The organism is Pedobacter sp. NJ-S-72 (assembly GCF_053890575.1).
In genome coordinates this window covers 919170-940045 of sequence record NZ_CM132681.1, presented here as the reverse complement: position 1 = coordinate 940045, position 20876 = coordinate 919170, and the positions used below count along the sequence as shown (strand labels likewise).

Here is a 20876-nt window from a genome sequence, read left to right as displayed (position 1 = left end):
CTATAAAGTCCATTTATCATCTTTAAATCAGCGAAATCATGTCAGCAAATTATAGATTCGAAACATTACAACTTCATGCAGGTCAGGAAATTGACCCAACAACTGGTTCAAGAGCCGTACCAATTTACCAAACTACTTCTTACGGATTTAAAAGTGCAGAACATGGCGCAAACCTGTTCGCTCTAAAAGAATTTGGCAATATTTATACCCGTTTAATGAACCCCACAACCGACGTTTTCGAGAAACGTGTAGCTGCACTGGAAGGTGGTGTTGCTGGTTTAGCGGTTGCTTCGGGACAGGCTGCTCAATTTATCGCATTAAATAATATACTGGAAGCAGGTGACAACTTTGTTTCTTCTCCTCATCTGTATGGTGGTAGCTATAACCAGTTTTTAAAGTTGCTTTCAAACGTTTAGGAATAGAAGTAAGATTTGCCGAAAGCGATGACACACAAGACTTTGAAGCCAAAATAGACAAAAACACCAAAGCGATTTACCTGGAGAGCATTGGAAATCCATCATTCAGTATCCCCGATTTTGAAAAACTGTCTTTAATCGCACAAAAATATGATCTGCCATTAATCGTTGACAATACTTTCGGTGCAGCAGGTTATTTATTCAAACCTCTTGAGCATGGCGCACATATAGTGGTTCAATCTGCAACTAAATGGATCGGCGGACATGGAACAAGTATTGGCGGAGTAATTATTGATGGCGGAAACTATAACTGGGGAAATGGTAAATTCAAACAGTTCACCTCCCCTTCTGAAGGTTACCATGGCCTTGTCTTTAATGATGTATTTGGTATTGGCAGTGATTTTGGAAATATCCAGTTTATTATCCGCGCCAGAGTAGAAGGGTTAAGAGATTTCGGCCCTGCCATCTCTCCTTTCAACTCCTTCCTGCTTATCCAGGGATTGGAAACTTTATCATTACGTGTACAAAGACACGTTGACAACACGCTTGCGCTGGCTACATGGCTTGAAAATCATGAGGCAGTCAAAAAGGTTTTTTATCCTGGTCTTGAAAGCAGCCCTTATCATCAAAATGCAAAGAAATATCTTAAAAATGGATTTGGCGCTGTGCTTTCATTTGAGTTACACGGGGGTAAAGAACAAGCCGTTCAATTTGTAAACGAACTTCAGCTGGTTAGTCACCTTGCCAATGTAGGTGACGCAAAAACATTAATTATACAACCTTCAGCAACTACGCATCAGCAATTAAGTGAAGAAGAACAGGCTGCTGCCGGTATCACTCCGCAATTATTAAGAGTATCTGTAGGAATTGAACATATCGACGATATTAAAGCAGACTTTGAACAGGCTTTTGAAAAATTATCATCCGGAAAATCGCTTTAAGAATAAAAACAGCTAGAAAAAAGAATGTCATCAACAACACACATATATAACCACCCAAAGCAATTTAAACTGGAAAACGGAAAGAAATTGCGTGGGTTACAAATTAGCTATCAGACTTTTGGAAAGCTAAATGCCAATAAAGATAATGTCATCTGGGCATGCCATGCTTTAACTGCAAATGCGGACGTATTAGATTGGTGGAAGGGTTTATTTGGAGAAAAAAACTTATTTAACCCCGAAGATCATTTCATTATCTGTGCAACTGTTATTGGTTCTCATTATGGCAGTACCAATCCACTGAGCATTAATCCGGTAACAGGAAATCCGTATTACTTGTCTTTCCCTGAGTTTACCATCAGAGACATGGTTCACGGACATCAGCTTCTTGCCGAACATCTGGAAATTCAAAAGATAAAAGTACTGATTGGAGGATCATTAGGCGGCCAGCAAGCTTCTGAATGGGCTATTATTGATGGAAGCAAAATCGAAAACCTGATCCTGGTAGCTACTAATGCTTTTCACTCCCCATGGGGAATTGCTTGCTTTTAATGAGAGTCAACGCCTTGCGATTACTGCTGACAGAAGTTTTTATGCGCAAAAACCTGATGGCGGAATTAAAGGGTTAAAAGTGGCAAGAAGTATCGCATTGCTTTCTTACCGTACTTATGAGGCTTATGGTGCCACTCAACTGGAAAGTGTAAATGATAAAACGGATGGCTTCCGCGCTTCTTCTTACCAGAATTACCAGGGAGAAAAACTTTGCAAAAGATACAATGCCTATAGCTATTGGTATTTAAGCAAAGCAATGGACAGCCACAATGTGGGCAGAGGAAGGAAAAGTGTTGTTGATGCTTTAAATTCGATTAAATCTAATACACTGGTTATCGGAATTGAAAATGATTTCCTATTTCCTTTAGTGGAACAGGAGTTCTTAGGGAAGCATATTCCCGGAGCAGAATTCCACAGCATCAATTCGGCTTATGGCCATGATGGCTTTTTAATTGAAACAGATATACTTACTAATATAATAGGCAACTTTCTAAAGGAAGTGTAAATAAAAAAATTGTTAAACTGCATAAAACAGCATAAATGAGTAAGAAACTTAAAATTGGAATATTCGGTTTTGGAGTTGTGGGACAGGGACTACATGACATCATCCGTGGCCAGGATCTAAACCTGGAAATCATTAAAATAGCGATTAAAAATCCTGACAAAAAACGTAGTCTGGACGCTGGACTTTTCACCACGGATCATGATGAGATTCTGAATAATCCTGAGATCAATACAATCGTTGAATTGATAGATGATGCGGATGCGGCATTTGTTATTGCTAAAAAAGCATTGATTAGTGGAAAACATGTAGTTTCTGCTAACAAGAAAATGATCGCGAATCATCTGGAAGAATTGGTGGAATTACAAGCTACATATGGTGCATCATTGCTTTATGAGGGTGCAGTATGTGGTAGTATTCCAATCATCAGAAACCTGGAGGAGTATTATGATAATGAGCTTCTGCATGGAATAAGTGGCATATTCAATGGTTCTTCTAACTATATTTTATCTAAAATATTCAATGAGAATATGCCTTATGATGTGGCATTGAAACAAGCACAAGATCTTGGTTTTGCAGAAACTGACCCGATCATGGATGTTGGTGGTTATGATCCTAAGTTTAAACTGGCTATCGCTACTGCTCATGCTTATGGGTTGTTTATTAATCCTGACAAGATCTTGAATATTGGTATCCAGAATCTGTCGGAACAGGATATTCAATATGCTAGAGAAAAGAATTATAAGATTAAACTTGTGCCTACTGCGCGTAAGATAAGTACGAAACAGGTAGTAACTTACGTACTGCCTAAATTTGTGAAGTCTGATGATTTCTTGTTTAATGTAGAGAATGAGTACAATGGGGTTACTGTTCAGGCTGCTTTTGCGGATAAACAATTCTTCTTTGGAAAAGGCGCTGGCGGCCACCCTACTGGTGCTGCTGTATTATCTGATATCGCTGCGTTGAGATATGGATACAGATATGAGTATAAAAAAAAGTTCATCAGAAAAATGGGTTGATCCACACTGATAATGTAAATATTGAAATCTATTTGAGATATACGCATGAGTATACGGTCGAGAAATTGAAAATTGAGAATATTGTAGAGAGATTTTCAAGGAACGATTTCAAATATGTGATCGGTAGTGTAAGTTTGAAATCATTACTGGCGAATAAGGATCTGCTTGTTCAGAAGGATGTTTTTGTGGCGCACACAGGAAGATTCACTTATACGGATAAACAGATAGAGGTTATAGCTGGAGAAGAAGTCCTGTTCAACTAGACTCCCTCGGGCTCTTGTAATCGGAAAGAAAAAAACGCTTGCTGGTTTTCTGACCGCGTTCATGAAGAATGAACAATGTCAGAAAACCAGCAAGCGTTTTTTTTTTTTCTCTAACCGTTTCCTCGTACATACAGGGAGGTTAAGGATTGGGTTGCGAAGAAAGAAAGAAAGAAAGAAAAAAAAGAAAAACTGGTTAGAAAAACCTAATGACGAGACTGATTATTTCAAAACAGTTGCCTCAGGTTATTTCACAACCGTAGCTTCCAGTTCAACTTTTAAAGTTTCGAAAAGGCTTTTTACTTCTAATAAGGTGACTGCCTGCTTAATGCCGTACTTAGCTATCCATTCCTGCAAAATATGGAAGTTAGGCCAGAGCTCTGCTGTCGAAGTGGTATAGATATTTAACCGGACAATTCCTTTGTTTTCAAAACCAGCATCGCCGATTACTTTTTCCAGGTTCTGTATAGCCTGAATTAACTGGGATTTCATGTCTTCGTTACTTGATATTCCATCGGCACTTATAGCGGTCTGCCCCGAAATGTATAGTGTACTTGCTACGTTTTTTACTTCAACAGCCTGTACATAACTACGCTGATCCTGCCATTGCCAGGGATTAGTGATTCTTTTTTCCATTTGATGAGTGCTTTGAGTTTGTGCGAGTACTGGTGCACTAGTTATTAATGCTAATGCTAACAGTTTTGCTGCTTTTTTCATGATGATTGCGTACAAAATTATTTACACCGCAATTTGCTGATAACACCTGGAATTGACTCTTGACATATCTCACGATTATCATGTGAGGTATGTCACACTAGGGAGATAACCGGCTAAGGGTTTCGCGGGAAACACCCAGATAGGCAGCCAGAACGCTTTTGGGTACGCGCTGTATAAGTGAGGGATATTGTTTAAGGAGCTGCTCATACCGCTCTTTAGAGTTAGATGTTAACCACGATATGATACGCCGCTGTGCCCCGATAAATCCAAAGTTTGATTTCTCAAGAAAAAAACGTTCTATCTTTTGGAGACCATCGCATAGCTTTTTGTAATCTGCAAACGTTATACACAAGACCTCGGTATCTTCAAGGCATTCTAGTGATAATGTTGCCCTAGTCTGAGTATAAAAGGCGTAATAATCACTTTCCCACCAGTCTTCCATAGCAAAAGAAACAATGCGCTGCTTGCCTGTACTATCTGTATGCACAAGTTTTAAAAGCCCGGAAACACAAAGTAAGAATACTTTACAGCTTCACCTTCCTGAACAAGAAACTGATGTTTCTTAAACTTTTTAATGGTAAAATGAGTACTCACAAATGTAAATTCATCATCACTAAGTGGTATGATCTTCTCTATATGTTCCCTTAGTTTGTTATGCACTGTTGAATGATTATCAATGATGGTCGTAAAGTTAAGATATTTGCCCGGAAACAAGAATTGGCAATGGGTTATGAGATATGGGATATGGGTTATAAGCAAAAAAAAGGAGGCTGATCTATGGGAGGGCACTGAAAAAGTCCTTTAGATTTAAAGGTTAAAAAGCGAGCAGAAAAACTAAGGTTTACTGCTCGCTTTTTTTTATCTTAAAGTTCGATTTAGAAATGCTTTTAGATGTTAGCTCAACAACAAGAACTTCAGTTCAGTTCCTTTTCGAGGTTATATGACCTGATCATTCCCAAGGACAATCTGCTTCGCAAGATCAGCGAACTGATAGATTTCACCTTTTCTCTACGAAGAACTGCTGGACAAATACTGTTCAAATAATGGGCGTATGGCGGAAAGTCCCGTGCGCATGTTCAAATACCTGTTGTTGAAAACAATCTATACTGTTTCGGACGTTGATGTGGTTGAGCGCTCGCGCTACGATATGTCCTTCAAATATTTCCTTGACATGGCTCCTGAGGATGAAGTTATCAATTCCAGTTCATTGACTAAGTTCCGAAAGCTCCGTTTGAAGGATACAGATTTATTGAACCTGCTGATCGGAAAAACGGTCGCTATAGCCCTTGAAAAGGGTATTATTAAGTCCAGATCTATTATTGTTGATGCTACCCATTCTCTGTCCAGATCAAATCCATATTCCGTACTTGAGGTGCTGAGAGAACGCTCAAAGTTGTTGCGAAAAGCGGTTTACAGTATAGATGAACACATGAAAGAGCGCATGCCGAAAAAGAACGATTCGGCTGAGCTGGAAAAGGAATTGGCTTACTGTAAGGAGCTTGAAAAGCTATTGAATCAGATCATACATTAAGTTCAATTCCAGCGATCAAAGAGAAGTTAAATCTATTGAAAGAGACTGTGGAAGATACACAGGAAAACTATACGCTCTCTAAAGATACGGATGCCAGAACCGGTCATAAATCAGCTGACAGCAAATTCTTTGGCTACAAGACCCACCTGGCCATGACAGAGGAACGCATCATTACAGCTGCAGTGGTCACCTCTGGTGAAAAAGGTGATGGCCCTGAACTGCCAATGCTATTGGAAATAAGTCAGGATAATGGAATCGAGGTAGATACGATAATCGGTGATTCAGCTTATTCCGGTAAGGAAAACCTTATACTGAAAGACAACGACGATCAGAACATAAAGATAGTAGCAAAGCTGAACCCTTCAATAACCCAGGGGTTTAGAAAGGAAGAAGACAAGTTCGATTATAATAAAGATGCTGATATGTTTGTATGTCCCGCCGGACACATGGCCATCCGAAAAGCGCGCGGCAGGGGAAGAAGAATATTGGTCAAAATCAATCGTACACTTACTATTTTGACGTTGAAAAATGTAAGACCTGTCCATTAAAACAGGGGTGTTATAAACCTGGAGCTAAGGCAAAAACTTATGCAGTAACTATAAAATCAACCATACATCAGGAGCAACAAGCTTTCCAGCAAACAGATTACTTTAAAGAAAAGGCCAAACATCGATATAAAATCGAAGCGAAAAATAGTGAGTTAAAAAATGTACATGGTTATGGACGGGCGACATCCCATGGCATTACAAATATGCAGATGCAGGGAGCAATCGCCATATTCACTGTTAATTTAAAGAGAATCATCAAATTAACCACCTAAGTCTGTAAAACCGAAAGGAAACGGGCTATCAGACCAGTTATCGCCCTTTTTTAGCGCCAGTTCATCCGCAGGTATTACTCACGATTCCATAGCCAATAAAAAAAGCGATTAAGTAAAAATCATGTTTTACTTAATCGCTTTAGAATGTTACCCATTAAAGAGGAACTTTTTCAGTGCCCTCATCTATGGTCAGCCTCCTTTTTTATGGTTTAGTGTTCTTTGTTTAGAATTTAGTGAAGCTCGCATAGTGATCTCCCGTGTAATAACGGCTTCCGTCACTGCCAATTACAATGCGCTCCGCTCCCCTGTTCTGACCGCTTACTTTTGGGTTTACATCATATTCTTTGTAGGCTGTACCTTGCGGTAATAAACCTTCACGGTTTTGGAAAACTGTACCACCAACATATCCTTGTGGAGCTCTTCCGTTTTTAGCAACGTAGTCGGCCACTGTATAGGCTTTTTGTGGAACAGTTGCAAAGGCTTTTTTTGTAGTACTGTTTGTTGTGTTTACTGTTCTTCCTTGTATTGTGTTTACAAATGCCGGAACAGTACTGTTCTTTGTGAAGGATGAAAATAGGATACCGAAGGTTAATAAGACAAATAAAATTTTAATGTGTTTCATAAGGTTTTTGTTTAATGTTTATTTATTGATGAATAGATGACTTAAATATCAGTGATTTAAGTTAAAGTTTGATGAGGTTTCCAAAACTTAATGAATTGTTCATAGTAAAGAAACATAGCAGGCGGGGAAATTTTTATTTATGTAAATTGACCGCGAATTGTTATGATAATAATAGATAGTTTATACGGCAGATTTAGTGTTTCTAAACTTATTGATGAGTTAATCAGTAGTAAACCTATGCAAAGGCTTAAAGGGATACATCAGGGCGGCGGAATATTTTTGGTTAATCCGGAATTAACGCTGACAAGGTATGAGCATTCTGTTGGGGTAATGTTACTAATAAAACTCTTAGGAGGAACTGAAATAGAACAGATAGCGGGATTACTGCACGATGTTTCCCATACTGCGTTTTCTCATGTTATTGATTATATTTTTGAACATCCGGAAGAGGATTATCATGAGGAAATTTATCAAAGGATATTAATTGAATCGGAAATCCCGGCGATATTAGAAAGATATGGATACGGATTGAAGGATCTACTTGAAAAGGATTTTAATATTCTGGAGCAACTTCTCCCTAACCTTTGTGCCGATAGGATTGATTATGCAGTGAGGGATTTATTCTATGCTGGTTTCATTAGTTTAGAAGACGTCCAGGGTTTTATATCAAAGCTCATTGTTCATGATGGAAGGATTATGATGACGTCGGTTAGTTCCGCCCAATGGTTTACAAAGATGTATGCGATTCTGAATAAGGAGTATTTTGGTAAGAAAGAGCATCTTTATGCAAACGAGAAGCTGACGGAGATACTTAAATATCTGCTGACTGAAAAGGTAATCGCAAAAAAGGATTTTGAGAAGGATGATATTAGGTTATTGGGATTAGTTGAAGCAAATAGCTATGGGAAACATGGTATTGAAGCAATAAGAAGATTGGATGATTTTGATGGTTACAATGCCGCTAATTTCAAGTTAAAACCAAGAGTAATAGACCCTGAATTATATATTGACGGACAGTATTTCAGACTGAGCCACATATAGACATCAAACAGATGGATCCAGTTTTGAGCATAAAAATGGCTCAGTAATAACATAAAAAATGGGTACCCGAAACCGGATACCCATTTTGTTATTATTCTAGTTCAAGAATTAGATCTCTCTGTTAATATCCCAATTTTCAAGGTAGTCAGCTACACGACGTACAAATGTACCTCCTAGTGCACCATTCACCACCCTGTGGTCATAGGACAGGGAAAGGAACATCATATGACGGATAGCGATTACATCTCCGTATTCTGTTTCTAAAACTGCTGGCTTTTTCTTAATTGCCCCTACTGCAAGAATTGCTACCTGCGGCTGGTTGATAATTGGTGTTCCCATTACGTTTCCAAAAGAACCAACATTGGTTAAGGTGAAAGTACCACCCTGAGTTTCGTCTGGTTTCAGTTTAGAGCCACGTGCACGGTTTGCCAGATCATTTACTGATTTAGTCAACCCTACCAGGTTTAGCTGATCTGCATTTTTGATAACCGGAACAATCAGGTTTCCACTTGGCAATGCCGCAGCCATACCGATGTTTATATCTTTCTTCTTGATGATTTTAGTCCCGTTAACAGAAACGTTGATCATTGGGAAGTCTTTGATTGCTTTTGTTACAGCTTCAATAAAGATTGGCGTAAAAGTGATCTTTTCGTTCTCTCTTTTTTCGAAGTTCTTCTTTACTTTATCTCTCCATAACACCATATTGGTTACGTCAGCCTCAACAAATGAAGTTACGTGAGCAGAGGTTTGTTTACTCATTACCATGTGGTCAGCAATGATTTTACCCATGCGGTCCATTTCAATGATTTCATCAGCACCGCTCACACTAACTACTGGCTGAGCATTGGTCGATTTTGCCGCTGCAACTGGTGCTGAGGTATTATTTACAGGAGTTTCTACAGCTGGCTGACTCTGAACACGATTAGCTAATACTGCGCCAGTGCTTTTACGGCCATTCTGGATATAGTTTAATAAATCATCTTTAGTCAAACGGCCCATCTGCACCACTGCCAGTAATCTGATCAAGCTCTGTTACACTAATCTGCTCCTGAGCAGCTATACTTTTTACCAGAGGAGAATAAAAACGATCTGATTCAGTTGTATTTCCTGAACTTACGGGTTTATCATTCAGTTGCTCTGTTCCTGGAATACTTGCCGATGCCTCAGCAACCGGGGCTGGTGCAGCAACAACTTGTTTTTCTTCTGTTTCTACAGATTTACCTTCAGCAGCATCCGTTTCAATCAGTGCAATTACAGCTCCAACCTGAACAACTTCATCTTCTTTATATAATTGTTTAATCAGTTTTCCAGCCACCGGCGATGGAACCTCTGAATCCACTTTATCTGTCGCGATTTCTAACAGGGTATCATCCAAACTGATCATATCACCAGGTTGCTTTAACCATTTGATGACGGTTGCTTCTGCAACACTTTCTCCCATTTTAGGTAATAATAATTCGTATTGTGCCATTTAGTTTACAGTAAATTTGGTATTTTCTATCGGATACAAAAGTAAGGCTTTTTTGCAGTTAATTGCTATCTTCTTTCAGCTGATTCAAAATCATTGTTAATGCAGCTATAGCTGAACGCTCTATATTCTGGGCTCTTTTGCTTCCAAAACTGAATAGTTTAGCAACCACTCCATTCTTGTTTGCGACTGCTATCCAGACAGTTCCGACTGGTTTATCAACTGTTCCGCCATCTGGTCCGGCGATGCCACTTACTGCCACACTATAATCTGTTTTAAAATTAGTAATCGCACCGGAAGCCATTTCTTTTACCGTTTGCTCACTAACTGCTCCATATTTTGCCAAAGTATCGGCTTTCACACCTAAAACAGATTCTTTAAGCTCATAAGAATAAGCTACTGCACCTCCCGCAAAAACCGAGGAACAGCCTGCATGCTGCGTAATCAGTTGTGCTATATATCCTCCTGTACAACTTTCTGCTGTCGAAAGGGTAAGTCCCTTTTCATCCATTATATTGAGGATGGCTTTCTCAATAGCAATATCATCTTCGGCAACTATATATGGTTTGATCTTCTCAATAATTTGCTGTGCGTAGACTTCTACATCAGCTTTTAACCGGGCTTCGTCAGTTCCTGAAGTACTTAATCTCAATCTTACCTGTCCAAGCTTTGGCAAATAAGCCAATTTAATCGAAGGCGGTAAACTATCTTCGATTTCTTCAATCTGCTGTGCTAAAAAGGATTCACCCAAATTCGCAGTAAGTATAGTTTTATGGTAAATGAAAGGTAATTCAAAAGCATTTTTGAGTCTCGGAATAATTTCATCGTCCATCAGGTACATCATTTCAAATGGGACTCCCGGCATCGAAACAATGATTGTTCCATTATGATCAAACCACATACATGGTGCGGTTCCATTCTTATTCTGAATAACAGTACAACCATCAGGGACGTCAGCCTGCTTGTTATTCGACTCTATCATCGGGCGGTTAAACCGTCTGAAAATCTCTTCTACGTGTGCCAGTACTTCAGGGTCACGACGCATGCCCATGTTAAAGTATTTAGCCAAAGTGTATTTTGTAATATCATCTTTGGTAGGCCCCAGCCCACCGGTTATTAAAATAATTTCAGCTCTTTTTTCTGCCTGACCCAGCGCCTCTATAATATGATCTGCATCATCCGAAACAGAAGTGATCTGTTTGACTTTAATACCAGCAGCATTCAGTTGTTTAGCCATCCATGCAGAATTAGTATCCACAATTTGACCGATCAGTATTTCATCGCCTATTGTAATAATCTCAGCTAACATAAAAATTCGTTAAAAACGTGTGTAATAAGCTTGTTGTTTGCTCAATTTCAAATCCTGAAGGATTGATGCCTTCACCCTGATTGTTAAATTATAACTTCTGTAGGTACCAAGCGGAATCCAGTTGATACTCATATCCCAACAGTGTAAATCCCGATAAATAGCAAATGACGTAGGTGCTAAAGTCTGGTTACTAATATCATATCCGGAAGTAAACTGGACTTCCATTTGGGAGTAAGGTTAAAATCTCCATTCCCATTGATTACATTGGTCATGGTTGGGTTTAATCCGTTCCGTTGTTTACTATAGTCTAAACGATAAGAGAAGGTAAAGTTCCATGGGATTTTAAAATCAACAAATGCATTAGGATCACTGCTGACCTCAGCTAATTGCGCCGCCTGTTCTGGCGTCATCCCATTCTGCTGAACTTTTTTGGTTGTTTTATCCAGATTTTCATTACGCTTTTTAAAGGCATCAGCATTTAAACTATAGCCAAACGAAAGACTGAACCTGGTCAACCTCGGAAGTACATATCTGTCAACTAATATCTTATCAATAAACTGACCTCTATAATTACTATCTCTTACTGCATAAGGAGTAAATGAACCGTCATAAGTAATACCAAATTTATCGGTGAACTGTGAACGGCCGCTAAAACTCAAATCAGAAAGCTTAAATGAAGGTGCAAGGAAGTTATAGGAACCATTAAATGCTAAACCCTGAATAATTGGGATTTTCTTCATTCCTGTACCTGTAGTGTCCTTTCTCGAAAACACCTTTGCTTCCAGCGTGTTATCCAATCCAAAACTGATACTGGCATTTCTTCCTTCTCCGGGACCGCCAAATAAGGTTCCATCGTGGATAGAATAGCGTTTGTTCCTTTTATAAGTATCATCCCAGACATTTGTCCCATCCTGGTATAGTAACTCCTTATAATTCCCTTTTGAAGGATCAGAGAAATCAGGACGATAACTAAAATTCGCACTAGGCGTCATGACTAAACGTAATGCCTTTAGATTACCCATTTTCTTAAATTGCAAAGTGTTGTAGACCTTGGTTGAAAGCCCCATATTGATACTGTATTCACCAGAACGGTTAAATCCCTGAACAGTATCAATAACTGTCTTATATGGCTGCACAATACCATTTTGTACAATTCCTCTGATAGCAGTCTGTCTGACAGATTGGAATTGCCATTTTTCCAGGTAGGTTCCTCCTCGGCGTTAAAGTTGAAATATTTTAATGCGGTAAAGTTGACACTGACTGGAATAGTATGACTGAAACCATTTTTCAATCTATCCAGAGCCTTTTTGGTAAAGAGAATACTATCTGAGGTTGAGATCGAGTTAGAAGCCACCATAGAGTAACCTACTGTTATCTTCTGATACCATTTTTGTTCACCAAGCCTGTTCTTTGAATCAAAAGGGCTAAAAGTCTGTACACCTAACGCAATATCCGGTAAAGTAATATCTACCGTTTTAGATCTTGTATTCTGATTATGTCTGGCAGCCGCCGAGAAAGTAACTTTCCCATCAGCCATTGTTTTTCCATAACTTATACTGGATGACAATGCATTCTCTGTGATCTGATTGAAATTGTAAGTGTTACCCGCTGCCGTATTTACATTATATCCACTGGTTTTGATATTCACACTCGCTCCAAAATTCGTTCCCGGATGTGCATTGGCATTTTGTGAATGCACCCACTGTATACTGTAATCTTTTCTTGGCGAATATTCCGGAGTACCTTCCAGACCATAACGATTATTAGCATAATCTACTTTTATGCTTCCGTTATATTTATAACGTTTTACATAGTTTGAAGTCACTGATAAGCCATATGAACCCCTGGTATAAATTGTTCCCAGGAATTTTGCGTCCCAGTAATCATTCAGGTTCAGGTAGTATCCCCCATCTCTAAAAAAGAACCCCCTGGTAAAATCATCACCAACACTCGGCATGATGATCCCGGAATTACGTTTATTTGGCTTTGGAAAAAAAGCAAATGGTAAACCTAAAGGCAATGGTATATCTTCAATTTTAAGATACACAGGGCCTGTAATAATCTGTTTATCTGTAACAATACCTTTAGTGATATAGATTCCAAAATGGGGATGGGGAAGATTACAAGTACTATAAGTTACCCCTTTCACATGGATTTCATTGTCAGGTTGTCTTTTACTTTGCCCCCCGGAGAAAAAGCCTCCCTCCTGTTCAGTAAGTAAAGGTATTAAAAACAGTTCCTTTTCCTGATTTGGTATTATAAAAGAGTGAATCTGCAACCGAAGATCCCTGCTTATCCATCTTAAAAATAGGTTTACCAAGATATTTGCCTTTGTTATCTTTTCTGCCGCTTGCAAAAATGGTATTGGTTTTAGAATTATAGGTAATAAAATCAGCATCCAGTTCAAAAGACTGATAAATAACCCTTGCTTTTCCGTACAAATAAATAATGCTTCTGTCCTTACTATATTTTGTAGAGTCGACTGCCGAATATTCTATTTTACCATCTTCCTCTTTGACACCAGGTTTTTTTGCATCTAAGCTGCCACCTGCACCATTTTTAATTTTAGTTGTATCCCTTTTTGAAGTATCCTGAAGTTGCAGTCCCGGAACTTTAGCCCCTGCATCAGGCTTAACTTTAGTTATATTTTTTTTTGTAGTATCCTGCTGTAATATCTGCCTTGCGGAGAAATTTTCTATGGCAAAAGCAGAGTGACCGGCTGATGATACCAGTAAAACGATAGTATTCAGTAAGAGGATAGTTCGTAAAAATTTCAAATTCTTGTGTGAATGTAGTAAATGCAAAGTGTTTTAACCCAAAACGTCCAAAATTAGCGAAAAATATAGCATTGCCGGGTGCAAATGCAATTTTGCTTCAAAATATTTCCCAACAGTGCCATAATCATAAGATTAACAGCATTTTGAACAATATAAATAATTAAAATCGGCCCTATAAATTTCAATATAAAAGCTCAGTATTACATTGGATGCTGTAGCCCTCTGTTAAACATTTTCAAACACCTGGCATCAATTCTGTACTAAAAATTATATTATACTATCTTTGTGCGCAAATAAGCTATAATTAACGGATAATAGTGCCTGTTTATCTTTATAAATTAAAACAGGTGCCAGATCATTAAACAAAAAGATTTAAATGAGATTGAAGAGAAATGTATTCTTATGCGCTATATTTTTATTAATCAGTTCAAAAGCTGCCTTATCTCAGGGATATAAAGTAAAGACAATTGTTATTGATGCCGGGCATGGCGGGGACAAACCCGGGGCAGCAGGAAGTTATTCTTTAGAGAAAAACGTAACACTGCAGGTTGCTTTAAAATTAGGCAGGAAGTTTGAAGAAGACATGCCTGAAGTGAAAATAGTTTATACCAGGAAAACTGATGTTGATGTATCCCTATACCGCAGACCGGAAATTGCTACCGCAGCAAAGGCCGATTTGTTTATTTCCATTCACTGTAATTCAATGCCTGACAGGCGTGTTGTAACTGGCTATACTACCCATCGCGGAAAGAAAACGCCTAAGTATGGGTATGTAAAGAACAAATCTACTAATGGTGCTGAAACTTTTGTAGCAGGTAGTCACCGCTTAAATGAGCAAGATGGTGCACTGCGGGAAAATGCAGATATAAGCCTGGAAAAGGATTATAAAAAAAATTATGATGGTTATGATCCAAAGGATCCTGAAACATTTATTATACTATCTTTGTTTAAAAATATATACAGAGATAAGAGTTTAAAATTAGCGCGGTTAATACAAAACAATTACACCCGTGATAATAAGAGATTTAACAGGGGTGTTAAAGAACAGGGAATTTTAATCTTACAACGATGCGGCCAGCCTGCTGTATTAACAGAGATTGGATTTATTTCCAATCCTGCTGAGGAAGATTATATAAATTCTGCACGTGGACAGTCAGAAATTGTGAATGCAATTTTCAAAGCTGTAAAGACCTACAAGAAAGAAACAGAAGTAAATTAAGTTAAAAAGATTCTAAGTGAAAATAACAAACGAAACCAAAGTAGGCATATTAGCAGCCTTTTCTATCGCCGCATTAATTATTGGGTATAACTTCCTGAAAGGCAACTCTCTATTCTCAAGCGAAACGTTATTATATGCCAGATACACACGTGTGGATGGCCTGGCTATATCTAAACCCGTACTGATTAATGGTTTTCAGATCGGCCGTGTAGACAAACTTGTTTTACAGCCTAACGGAACAACAATTTTGGCTACCCTAAAGATCAAAGGCAAGTATGACATTCCTAAAACAAGTATTGCAAAACTGGAAAGCACTGATTTATTGGGAAGTAAAGCGATTGTAATGTCTTTGGGTTCTGGTAAGGATTATGCTCAGGATGGTGATACATTAAATTCGAATGTAGAAAAGAACCTGATGGAAACTGTTCAGCCGGTTCAAAAGAAAGCAGAGTTGATTATCGGTAAAATGGATTCTATCCTGACCAGTGTAAATTCAATCCTGAATCCTGATTTCCAAAAAAATGTAAATAAGAGTTTCAACAGTATAGCTGGTACATTAGCATCGCTGGAAGGTACCTCAAAAAAGGTTGACGGATTGGTTGGTACGGAGAGCAAAAGAATCGCAGCAATTTTAGCGAATGCAGAGTCTATCTCAGGTAATCTGAAAAACAACAATGAGAAGATCAACGCTATATTGAGCAATATCAATAAGATCACTGATCAGGTTGCTGCTGCAAATTTCAAACAAACTATAGATAATGCAAATAAGGCCGTAGCAGATTTACAGGGAATCGTAAGCAAAGTAAACGATGGCAAAGGAACCTTAGGTTTACTTGTTAACGATACTAAGATGTACGATAACCTGAACAATGCCTCTAAAAATCTGGACAATCTGATAATTGATCTGAAAGCTAATCCAAAACGTTACGTACACTTCTCGGTATTTGGAGGAGGTTCGAAGAAAGACAAGTAATAAATAAAAAAGGTGTACTAGTTTTCTGACCGCGCCCATGAAGAATGGCCAATGTCAGGAAACTAGTACACCTTTTTTATTTAGTTCCTCCAATTTGGATGGTGGTCTTAGTTGGTGCGATTAGAAGATAGTTATTTGATAGCGCCTTTTTAGATAATGTTTGTTTTATTGACAGTGCTTTAGTTAATTACTTATTGACGGCTCTCTGGATAATATTTAAAACCAGCTGATCATCCAAGTGGCTAAAGCCCACAGCATTCCAATAAGTAAAATAAAGATCAGGAATAGAATTACCAATGCGAGAATAATAGTGCTCTTTCCGCTTCCCTGATGTTTACCTTCTTGATAATACTCTTGCATCAGGCGCATGTTGCGGGTATTTGATTTAAAGAAGAAATCCCAGATCTGACCAATACCGGGGATTGCCCCTATTGTGGTGTCAAGTAAAATATTGAGACACATCAGGACTACAATTTTACTAGTCAGTCCTTTACTGGCCATGGCCAATACTAATCCACCTGAAACAGCAAATCCAGTAATATCACCTGCAAAAGGAATAAGATTAAGTATGGGGTCTAAACCAAATCTATATTTTGTGCCGGGAATCCGGAATTGTTCATCCATGAGGTATGATAGTCTGGAAACCCACTGCAAAATTGGAATATTCGGAATATCGTTTTTATAGGGAGAGGTATTTGGCATCTTAAATTAACGGAATTACGTACTGATTGTTTTAGCTTATGAAATATTTAGCATATATTATTAACCGGAAAATATCCTTTATTAAATTGCAGAAGGGGTAACACTACACACCAACTAAAATATCCCTGACTGCTTTTCTGGAGAACTGGCTAATCGAAATGTCAAAAAATAAAGAAATAGCCGGGACTAACTGGGATGCCAATCTCTTTGGGAAAGAAAACAATCCTCTAAAACTTATGCTGGAAATTGTCAATGAGTTAAAACTCAAAAACAAAACCCTGCAATCATTTGATTTGCAGGGTTTTGTTTTTGATAATGAATCTTGTGATCCTGCTGGTCGAAATTCCATTTTTCACTTGGAACTCTTTTGTTAATATGCGGTTTGAGTTTTTTAACCTGCTTTTTGTTTTGATAAAAGTTTTGAAAACGTAAATTATTTTTTAGATAATGTAGCCAATAATTCGTCCAGATAATTTAATGTCATAGTAAATCCTCCCTGGAAACCCATCTCAATCATTTTTTCCATGCGTTCTATTGAATCATTTTTAATTGTAATACTCACTTGTCCTCCCATTTTCTTCACTGAAACTAAGATCCCAATCAGAACCTGGCAATTCAGGATTTGCATCTTTGTCGGCAAATGAATTCAAATATTTAAAGTTAGTTTTTGGATTAACAGAAGTATATTGCTGAAGCGACCAATGCTCATCTCCCTCAGGGCTTACCATTGCGTAAAATCTTTGTCCACCAGGTTCAAAATTCATCACTTTTGTTTTCGACAACCAAGGTTTAGGTGCCCACCATTGATCAAGGATTTCTTGTTTGGTAAAAGCATCCCATACCAGCGATAGATCAGCATCAAATTCTTTGTTTACAAATACCGTTTTTTTCGCCTTGTCAACGGTAAAATCAAATAGTAAATTGTTCATCTTTTCTGTTTTTTAAGTGTTAATAATACATTGTCTAATTGATCAAATCGGCTCTCCCAAATTTTTCGGTATTGGTCTAGCCATTTATCTATTTCTTTCATTTTTTCAATTTCAAGAGTGTAGTAGTAAATTTCCCTACCTTGATATTCTTGTTTTACAAGATCACATTCTGTGAGAATGCGTAAATGTTTTGATACTGCTTGTCGAGTTGTATTAAAGTTTTCGGCTATGGCATTAGGTGTCATTGCCTGTATTGCTATTAAAGCTATAATAGCCCGTCTGGTTGGATCCGCAATAGCTTGAAATATATCTCGTCTCATTTGTTTAAAATATTAATTAAGAAACCAATTGGTTGCAAATATATATGCAACTTTTCGGTTTCGCAAATTTATCTTAAAATAATTTTTCTTTTAGCAAAAATCTAATACTAGATGCCATATTTGTGCCCCGGGGATTCATGAATATGTTTGCCATTATTGATGTATATAGCCGCAAAATTATTGGCTGGAGCATTCAAATACCGTGACAGTAGAATGGTGCAGGGATAAGGTTCTGATCAATCAAAAAAGTAACTTAAGAAACTAACTATCCTTAAAACAAGTAACTCAAATCTGCATCATGCCCAAATGAAGGAACCTTTAAAATTTTTTGGATAAAAATAAAGAAGGGTACTAGTTTTCTGACATTGTTCATTCTTCATGAACGCGGTCAGAAAACTAGTACCCTTCTTTATTTTACCGAAGAATTCGCTAAACGGTGGATGAACCTATGGTGAATGTAATCCCCTCTAAAGCTAACTCCGTATTCCCAAAAACCCCTTGTGCCTCCTCTAACAGCGGTAACAACGTCTTATATCTCGAAGAAAAGTGTCCGATCAGCAACTTCCCAGCCCCAACCTCTTTCGCTACCATACCAGCCTGTAAAGCCGTCGTATGATGTGTGACATTTGCTCTTTCCAGCAAATCGTCCATAAAAGTCGCTTCATGGTACAACATCGTACATCCTCTGATACTCTCCAGATAACTGCCATCCGCCATCGTATCCGAGCAGTAGCAATAACTTTTCGGTGTATCAGAATCAATCGTATAATCCGTATTCAGCACAATTTGTCCACCAGGCAAAGTCAAGTCCATACCCTTCTTCAACAACTGATAGTACTCAGCCGGAATATTATCCTCTTCCAGCTTATCCACCAAAACCTTGCGTAAACGTTTTTTTTCCGTGAACTTAAACCCAGTACAAGGAATCCTGTGATTCAGTACAATCGTTTCCACAGTCATATCCTGATTCTGAAAAATGACCCTTGGCTCGTCCGCCACAATCGGGCAAAACTCAATTTCAAATCTCAGGTTCGTTTCAGAATATCTGAACTGAATCTCCAGGATTTCCATTAAAGCTGCCGGAGCAAAGATCTGGAAAGGCTTAATACGACCATTAAGGTTCATTGTGGAGAGTAAACCCACTAAACCAAAATAATGATCACCATGAAGATGACTGATAAAAGCTGCATCGATTTTACTGGCTTTGAAACCAAATCTGATTAACTGCTGCTGAGTACCCTCGCCGCAGTCAATCAGATAAAACTTATCTTTACAATTTAAAAGTTGTGCTGTTGGATTTCTATTAAAAACAGGAGTAGCTGAGCTACTTCCTAAAATGGTAACCTCAAACTTCATTAATTTTTCTGATCAAAGCTCCCTAGTAATTCCTTCTCTATTTCTTCCATAAAGATCAAGTCTTCCGCTTCATCCAGGTTGCTTACAATGTGAAGTGACTGGTCAATTGATGACATCTCCAGGAGCTTGGAAATACATTCACTAACCCCGGTCACAATGAACAATCCATTAGCCTTTTTACAGAGTCTGTCTCCTACCAGAAGGCAGCTAAGATCCTGCGAATCGTCACAATCGTTCACCATTGATAGATCCAGAACGATATTACAATATCCTTCAGCGTTCAATAAAATGAATTCAGATTTCAATCTGGGCGTATTATCAGCAGTAAGCTTGATCTCATCAAGTCTCAATGCGACATACTTTTCGTGTTTATCTACTGAAAATTTCATAACATCCCCCTTTTTTAATATAACAAATTAACTATTTAATTTGATAAAAGTGTGTTCAGGCTTCCCAAAAAACATTCTTCTCAATTTCTTCTTCAATTCTGTCACAATATCATCCTGCTCATTCTTCACAAACTGATCACCAGTGATCTGCTCATAAAGCTCAATATAGCGCTCAGAAATAGAAGCTATGATTTCAGGCGTCATCAACGGAACTACCTGTCCGTCTTTACCCTGGAAACCATTTTCAATTAACCATTTGCGTACAAACTCTTTTGAAAGTTGTTTCTGAGGAGTATTTTCTGCCTGACGGGCTTCATATCCTTCAGCATAAAAATAACGCGAAGAATCAGGTGTATGAATTTCATCAATCAAATAGATTTCATCACCAGATTTACCAAATTCATACTTCGTATCGACAAGGATCAAACCGCGTTCAGCAGCCATTTCTGTTCCTCTTTTATACAAAGCATAAGTGTAATTCTCTAATTGATCGTAATCAACAATGGAAACAATTCCTTTTGCTAAAATATCTGCTCTTGAAATATCTTCATCATGTCCTACAGACGCTTTTGTTGTAGGCGTGATGATCGGCTGAGGCAATTTATCATTTTCCTTTAAACCATCAGGAAGAGCTACACCACATACACTTCTTTTACCCTCACTATACTCTCTCCAGGCATGACCGGCAAGATATCCCCTGATTACCATTTCTACTTTAAAAGGCTCACAGATCCGGCCAATAGTCACCATTTCATCAGGTACAGCGATCACCCAGTTCTGAACGATATCGGCTGTTGCCTTTAAAAACTTAGCACCAATCTGATTCAATACCTGACCTTTGAAAGGAATAGCCTCTGGCAAAACCACATCAAATGCAGAAATTCTATCAGTTACCACCATGGCCATCAAACGATGATCAATAGTGTATACATCACGCACCTTACCCTTGTAAAAACTACTCTGTTTAGGAAAATTAAAATTTGTTTCTTTAATTGCTTTCATGTTGTTGATGGATC

At 38.2% G+C, this 20876-nt stretch carries 17 protein-coding genes and 7 pseudogenes; 8 read left to right on the top strand and 16 right to left on the bottom strand.

Features of this window, described 5'->3' with window-relative positions; all coding sequences use genetic code 11:
* The first annotated feature begins 38 nt into the window (after positions 1 to 38).
* The 3 pseudogenes from ACWYN3_RS06155 (at position 39) to ACWYN3_RS06145 (ending at position 3690) form a co-directional block, all read left to right on the top strand.
* Positions 39 to 1357, top strand: a pseudogene (locus tag ACWYN3_RS06155) (O-acetylhomoserine aminocarboxypropyltransferase/cysteine synthase family protein).
* 24 nt (positions 1358 to 1381) lie between these two features.
* Positions 1382 to 2446: pseudogene (locus ACWYN3_RS06150) on the top strand (homoserine O-acetyltransferase family protein).
* Positions 2447 to 3690, top strand: a pseudogene (locus ACWYN3_RS06145) (homoserine dehydrogenase).
* 243 nt (positions 3691 to 3933) lie between these two features.
* Here ACWYN3_RS06145 and ACWYN3_RS06140 read toward each other — a convergent pair.
* From ACWYN3_RS06140 to ACWYN3_RS06130, 3 genes are all read right to left on the bottom strand, one after another.
* Complete coding sequence (locus ACWYN3_RS06140) at positions 3934 to 4404, bottom strand: RidA family protein (protein ID WP_456220344.1); 471 nt, start codon at positions 4402 to 4404, stop codon at positions 3934 to 3936.
* Between the two features lie 97 nt (positions 4405 to 4501).
* Positions 4502 to 4891, bottom strand: coding sequence for a Crp/Fnr family transcriptional regulator (locus ACWYN3_RS06135; RefSeq protein WP_456220343.1), 390 nt, complete (start codon positions 4889 to 4891; stop codon positions 4502 to 4504).
* A 5-nt stretch (positions 4892 to 4896) separates the two neighbouring features.
* On the bottom strand, positions 4897 to 5064 hold the full coding sequence (locus ACWYN3_RS06130; RefSeq protein ID WP_456220342.1) for a hypothetical protein: 168 nt from the start codon (positions 5062 to 5064) through the stop codon (positions 4897 to 4899).
* A 231-nt stretch (positions 5065 to 5295) separates the two neighbouring features.
* On the opposite strand from ACWYN3_RS06130, the pseudogene ACWYN3_RS06125 reads away from it, so the two are divergent.
* Positions 5296 to 6755, top strand: a pseudogene (locus tag ACWYN3_RS06125) (IS1182 family transposase).
* 223 nt (positions 6756 to 6978) lie between these two features.
* On the opposite strand, the gene ACWYN3_RS06120 reads toward ACWYN3_RS06125, so the two are convergent.
* Positions 6979 to 7377, bottom strand: a complete 399-nt coding sequence (locus tag ACWYN3_RS06120; RefSeq protein WP_456220341.1) for a ribonuclease domain-containing protein — start codon at positions 7375 to 7377, stop codon at positions 6979 to 6981.
* 162 nt (positions 7378 to 7539) lie between these two features.
* Here ACWYN3_RS06120 and ACWYN3_RS06115 point away from each other — a divergent pair, with 162 nt between their 5' ends.
* Positions 7540 to 8418: an HD domain-containing protein gene (locus ACWYN3_RS06115; RefSeq protein WP_456220340.1), complete on the top strand. Its 879-nt coding sequence runs from the start codon at positions 7540 to 7542 to the stop codon at positions 8416 to 8418.
* Positions 8419 to 8526: 108 nt separating this feature from the next.
* On the opposite strand, the pseudogene ACWYN3_RS06110 reads toward ACWYN3_RS06115, so the two are convergent.
* The 6 genes and pseudogenes from ACWYN3_RS06110 to ACWYN3_RS06085 all read right to left on the bottom strand — a co-directional run bounded on the left by ACWYN3_RS06110 (position 8527) and on the right by ACWYN3_RS06085 (position 13972).
* Positions 8527 to 9889 (bottom strand): annotated as a pseudogene (locus tag ACWYN3_RS06110) (dihydrolipoamide acetyltransferase family protein).
* A 58-nt stretch (positions 9890 to 9947) separates the two neighbouring features.
* On the bottom strand, positions 9948 to 11195 hold the full coding sequence (locus tag ACWYN3_RS06105) for a competence/damage-inducible protein A (protein WP_456220339.1): 1248 nt from the start codon (positions 11193 to 11195) through the stop codon (positions 9948 to 9950).
* Positions 11196 to 11204: 9 nt separating this feature from the next.
* A complete protein-coding gene (locus ACWYN3_RS06100; protein ID WP_456220338.1) occupies positions 11205 to 11327 on the bottom strand; it encodes a hypothetical protein in 123 nt (40 codons plus the stop codon).
* 44 nt (positions 11328 to 11371) lie between these two features.
* Positions 11372 to 12349, bottom strand: a complete 978-nt coding sequence (locus tag ACWYN3_RS06095) for a putative LPS assembly protein LptD (RefSeq protein ID WP_456222903.1) — start codon at positions 12347 to 12349, stop codon at positions 11372 to 11374.
* 122 nt (positions 12350 to 12471) lie between these two features.
* Positions 12472 to 13242: pseudogene (locus ACWYN3_RS06090) on the bottom strand (putative LPS assembly protein LptD); the annotation flags it as partial.
* A gap of 163 nt (positions 13243 to 13405) precedes the next feature.
* Entirely contained in the window at positions 13406 to 13972 is a 567-nt protein-coding gene (locus tag ACWYN3_RS06085; RefSeq protein ID WP_456220337.1) for a hypothetical protein, read from the bottom strand.
* A gap of 376 nt (positions 13973 to 14348) precedes the next feature.
* Between ACWYN3_RS06085 and ACWYN3_RS06080 the strand changes: the two genes are divergently transcribed.
* Together ACWYN3_RS06080 and ACWYN3_RS06075 are read left to right on the top strand one after the other, a co-directional pair.
* Positions 14349 to 15191, top strand: coding sequence for an N-acetylmuramoyl-L-alanine amidase family protein (locus ACWYN3_RS06080; protein WP_456220336.1), 843 nt, complete (start codon positions 14349 to 14351; stop codon positions 15189 to 15191).
* A 16-nt stretch (positions 15192 to 15207) separates the two neighbouring features.
* On the top strand, positions 15208 to 16164 hold the full coding sequence (locus ACWYN3_RS06075; RefSeq protein ID WP_456220335.1) for an MlaD family protein: 957 nt from the start codon (positions 15208 to 15210) through the stop codon (positions 16162 to 16164).
* A 216-nt stretch (positions 16165 to 16380) separates the two neighbouring features.
* On the opposite strand, the gene ACWYN3_RS06070 is transcribed toward ACWYN3_RS06075, so the two are convergent.
* Positions 16381 to 16866, bottom strand: coding sequence for a DUF4112 domain-containing protein (locus ACWYN3_RS06070; protein ID WP_456220334.1), 486 nt, complete (start codon positions 16864 to 16866; stop codon positions 16381 to 16383).
* A 113-nt stretch (positions 16867 to 16979) separates the two neighbouring features.
* On the opposite strand from ACWYN3_RS06070, the pseudogene ACWYN3_RS06065 reads away from it, so the two are divergent.
* Positions 16980 to 17240: pseudogene (locus tag ACWYN3_RS06065) on the top strand (hypothetical protein); the annotation flags it as partial.
* Positions 17241 to 17411: 171 nt separating this feature from the next.
* Here the strand turns inward: ACWYN3_RS06065 and ACWYN3_RS06060 are convergent.
* From ACWYN3_RS06060 to ACWYN3_RS06040, 5 genes are all read right to left on the bottom strand, one after another.
* A complete protein-coding gene (locus ACWYN3_RS06060) occupies positions 17412 to 17795 on the bottom strand; it encodes an SRPBCC family protein (protein ID WP_456220333.1) in 384 nt (127 codons plus the stop codon).
* Positions 17792 to 18115 carry an ArsR/SmtB family transcription factor gene (locus ACWYN3_RS06055; RefSeq protein WP_456220332.1) on the bottom strand — a complete coding sequence of 108 codons (324 nt, stop codon included), beginning with the start codon at positions 18113 to 18115 and terminating at the stop codon, positions 17792 to 17794. Before ACWYN3_RS06055 ends, ACWYN3_RS06060 begins: the two co-directional genes overlap by 4 nt.
* Before the next feature lie 429 nt (positions 18116 to 18544).
* On the bottom strand, positions 18545 to 19471 hold the full coding sequence (locus ACWYN3_RS06050) for a ribonuclease Z (RefSeq protein WP_456220331.1): 927 nt from the start codon (positions 19469 to 19471) through the stop codon (positions 18545 to 18547).
* Positions 19471 to 19860, bottom strand: coding sequence for an STAS domain-containing protein (locus tag ACWYN3_RS06045; RefSeq protein WP_456220330.1), 390 nt, complete (start codon positions 19858 to 19860; stop codon positions 19471 to 19473). The genes ACWYN3_RS06050 and ACWYN3_RS06045 overlap by 1 nt, the downstream gene beginning before the upstream one ends.
* A gap of 27 nt (positions 19861 to 19887) precedes the next feature.
* Positions 19888 to 20862 carry a phosphoribosylaminoimidazolesuccinocarboxamide synthase gene (locus tag ACWYN3_RS06040; protein WP_456220329.1) on the bottom strand — a complete coding sequence of 325 codons (975 nt, stop codon included), beginning with the start codon at positions 20860 to 20862 and terminating at the stop codon, positions 19888 to 19890.
* Positions 20863 to 20876: the final 14 nt, after the last annotated feature.

Excerpts from the sequence above, each read along its gene's own strand:
- ACWYN3_RS06105 (WP_456220339.1), bottom strand. The coding sequence starts at position 11,195 with ATGTTAGCTGAGATTATTACAATAGGCGATGAAATACTGATCGGTCAA.
- ACWYN3_RS06040 (WP_456220329.1), bottom strand. The coding sequence starts at position 20,862 with ATGAAAGCAATTAAAGAAACAAATTTTAATTTTCCTAAACAGAGTAGT.
- ACWYN3_RS06060 (WP_456220333.1), bottom strand. The coding sequence starts at position 17,795 with ATGAACAATTTACTATTTGATTTTACCGTTGACAAGGCGAAAAAAACG.
- ACWYN3_RS06140 (WP_456220344.1), bottom strand. The coding sequence starts at position 4,404 with ATGAAAAAAGCAGCAAAACTGTTAGCATTAGCATTAATAACTAGTGCA.
- ACWYN3_RS06045 (WP_456220330.1), bottom strand. The coding sequence starts at position 19,860 with ATGAAATTTTCAGTAGATAAACACGAAAAGTATGTCGCATTGAGACTT.
- ACWYN3_RS06050 (WP_456220331.1), bottom strand. The coding sequence starts at position 19,471 with ATGAAGTTTGAGGTTACCATTTTAGGAAGTAGCTCAGCTACTCCTGTT.
- ACWYN3_RS06055 (WP_456220332.1), bottom strand. The coding sequence starts at position 18,115 with ATGAGACGAGATATATTTCAAGCTATTGCGGATCCAACCAGACGGGCT.
- ACWYN3_RS06080 (WP_456220336.1), top strand. The coding sequence starts at position 14,349 with ATGAGATTGAAGAGAAATGTATTCTTATGCGCTATATTTTTATTAATC.
- ACWYN3_RS06115 (WP_456220340.1), top strand. The coding sequence starts at position 7,540 with ATGATAATAATAGATAGTTTATACGGCAGATTTAGTGTTTCTAAACTT.
- ACWYN3_RS06100 (WP_456220338.1), bottom strand. The coding sequence starts at position 11,327 with ATGAGTATCAACTGGATTCCGCTTGGTACCTACAGAAGTTATAATTTA.
- ACWYN3_RS06120 (WP_456220341.1), bottom strand. The coding sequence starts at position 7,377 with ATGAAACACATTAAAATTTTATTTGTCTTATTAACCTTCGGTATCCTA.
- ACWYN3_RS06070 (WP_456220334.1), bottom strand. The coding sequence starts at position 16,866 with ATGCCAAATACCTCTCCCTATAAAAACGATATTCCGAATATTCCAATT.